Source organism: Kocuria sp., from assembly GCF_030536815.1.
In the GTDB taxonomy this organism is placed as follows: domain Bacteria; phylum Actinomycetota; class Actinomycetes; order Actinomycetales; family Micrococcaceae; genus Kocuria; species Kocuria gwangalliensis.
The window spans coordinates 1-2,285 of record NZ_JAUNPE010000259.1 but is presented as its reverse complement, the minus strand read 5'-3'; the positions used below and the strand labels follow the sequence as shown (position 1 = coordinate 2,285).

Below are 2,285 nucleotides of genomic sequence, written 5' to 3'. Positions count from 1 at the left end.
GACCTCGTGGTGGTCGGCTCACGCGGCATCGGTGGCTTCACCGGCCTGCTGCTCGGTTCGGTCTCCCAGTCGGTGCTCGGTGCGACCGCCGGACCCGTCATGGTGGTCCCCAACGGCAAGTGAGCCTGAGACAGCAGCCAATCACTACACACAGAAACAGGTGCGAAACAGATGTCACAACGAATCGTGGCGGCATACGACGGCTCCGACTACAGCGAACGCGCATTGGACTGGGCCATCCAGGAAGCCGCAGCTCAGGAGATCCCGCTGAAGATCGTGGTCTCCACCGGTCGCCCCGTGGGTGTGGATCAGTCCCTGTACGGCCCCTTCCTGGACGCGGTGCAGGAAGAATCCGAGAAGCTCACCCGCGCGGCAGTGGCCAAGGCCAAGGACGCCGGTGTACAGGTGCAAGGGATCATTGAGCGCGGTGACGCCGCCGGCGTGATCGTGTACGAAGCCAAGGATTCCTCCCTGGTGGTCATGGGTAAGCGCGGCCGTCACGGCGTGCGCGGCCGCGTGGGGTCCGTTTCCGCCGCGACCGCATCCCACTCGCCCGTGCCCGTGGTGATCCTGCCCGAGAGCTGGAATCCCGCTCAGCGCGAGTCCCGTTCCGAGGACGAGTCCTTCGAGGGCGCCGTGGTGGTGGGCGTGGACAAGCTCGGCGCCAAGAACAAAGCGGTGCACGTGGCCGCCGACTACGCCCGGGCCCACGGGCTCACCCTGGCGGTGGTCAGCGTGGTTCCGACCACAAGCTACCTGCCCATGAACTCCTCCGAGTTGGAGCGCGCGGTGCAGGAGCAACTGCTGGCCCCGGCCAAGGAGCTCACCGACCAGGTCGCCGAGGAATTGCGCGCCAAGTACTCGGATCTGAATATCGTGACCCGCGTGCTGCAGGGACGTCCGGCGGATGCCCTGGTGGATGCTTCCCGCACCGCTGACCTCTTGGTCATGGGTTCGCGCGGTTACGGCGGATTCCGCGGTCTGCTCATGGGCTCGGTCTCCCAGTCCGTGCTCGCAGACACCGAGTCGCCGCTGATGATCGTGCCCAACCGCGAAAAGTAGGCAACGTAGCGCGCGGCAGGCCCCGTGCGACGTCGGCGTCCCGTCTTCCACCGGCGGGGCGCCGTTCTCATGCCGCGGGTTGATCCGTTGAGCGCTATGCGGTGCCTATTGTGGTGTCAGTCGCACCCAAGGAGGCATCATGCTCACCCTGACGAGCCCCCGTCCCGGCCGCGTCCCGCGCTGGGTCGTTCTCGCCCTCATTGCGCTTCTCGGGGCGGTGTCGTTGGTGGTTTGGTCCGCCGACGCCGCTCGCGCCGCCCAGGTGCCCCCGCGTCCGGATTCCGGGGCGGTGCTGGACCAGGCCGACATCCTCTCCGACGCTGATGAGCAGCGGCTCAACGATCAGATCGGCCGGCTCAACGGGGAGAACGACCACGTTCGCGTTGCGATCCTGACCGTCGACGGGGTGGACGGGGATTTCGAGGACTTCACCCGCCAAACCGCCACCGAGTGGGGCGTGGGTGATGCGGGGAAGAACAACGGTGTGCTGATTGCCGCGGACATGGATGAGCGAGAGCTGCGCATCGAAGTGGCCGACGGCGCGCGCCAGGTGCTCTCGGATGACACCGCGGAAGTCATCATGGAGGACCACCTGGAGCCCGGTTTCCGGGATGAACAGTACGCCCAGGCCTTCACCCGGACCGTGGATGCGGTGTACGGCCAAGCGAACCCGGAGTCTGCGGCCCAGGCCGCCGCGGACCGCGAGCGCAAGGGGAACATCGTCACCGCGGTGCTCCTCGGCATTGCCGGGCTGGTGGTGGCCGTGGTGCTCGGGTCGCTCGTGTGGTGGCGCAGGGACCAGAAGAAGATCCGTGAGCAGGCGGACCGTGAGATCGCGCGGTATCAGCGCGAGCACCCGGACGAGGAGATTTCGGACAAGGTCCGCAAGAGGTACTACACGTACCGTTCCAATCACCGCAAACCGCCCAAGGAGGGCAAGGAGCAGCCCAAAGCCAAGGACCAGGACGGGGTGGAGCGGGATGTGCAGTACGCCTCCACGTTCCAGAGCTGGCTGCCGCTCTACATCATGTACCCGGCCATCTACAGCGGCACCAACCACTCGATCGCATCGAGTGGTTCATCGGGTTCGGCCGGCTCGTCCTTCGGCGGCGGCGGGGGCTTCAGCGGAGGCGGGGCCTCGGGCAGCTTTTGACTGGATTTCGCATTGAGCGCGGGTGCGCCTGACATCTGGGGCGCAGCTTCGCACGGGCCAACATTATTGG

The 2,285-nt window shown here is 66.6% G+C and carries 3 protein-coding genes; all 3 read left to right on the top strand.

Features of this window, described 5'->3' with window-relative positions; all coding sequences use genetic code 11:
• Positions 1–123 (top strand): universal stress protein (locus Q4E95_RS12935; RefSeq protein ID WP_303383691.1); only part of this gene is annotated, 123 nt, incomplete at its 5' end.
• A 48-nt stretch (positions 124–171) separates the two neighbouring features.
• Entirely contained in the window at positions 172–1,062 is an 891-nt protein-coding gene (locus Q4E95_RS12930) for a universal stress protein (protein WP_303383690.1), read from the top strand.
• A 139-nt stretch (positions 1,063–1,201) separates the two neighbouring features.
• A complete protein-coding gene (locus Q4E95_RS12925; protein WP_303383689.1) occupies positions 1,202–2,215 on the top strand; it encodes a YgcG family protein in 1,014 nt (337 codons plus the stop codon).
• The last annotated feature ends 70 nt before the right edge of the window (positions 2,216–2,285 follow it).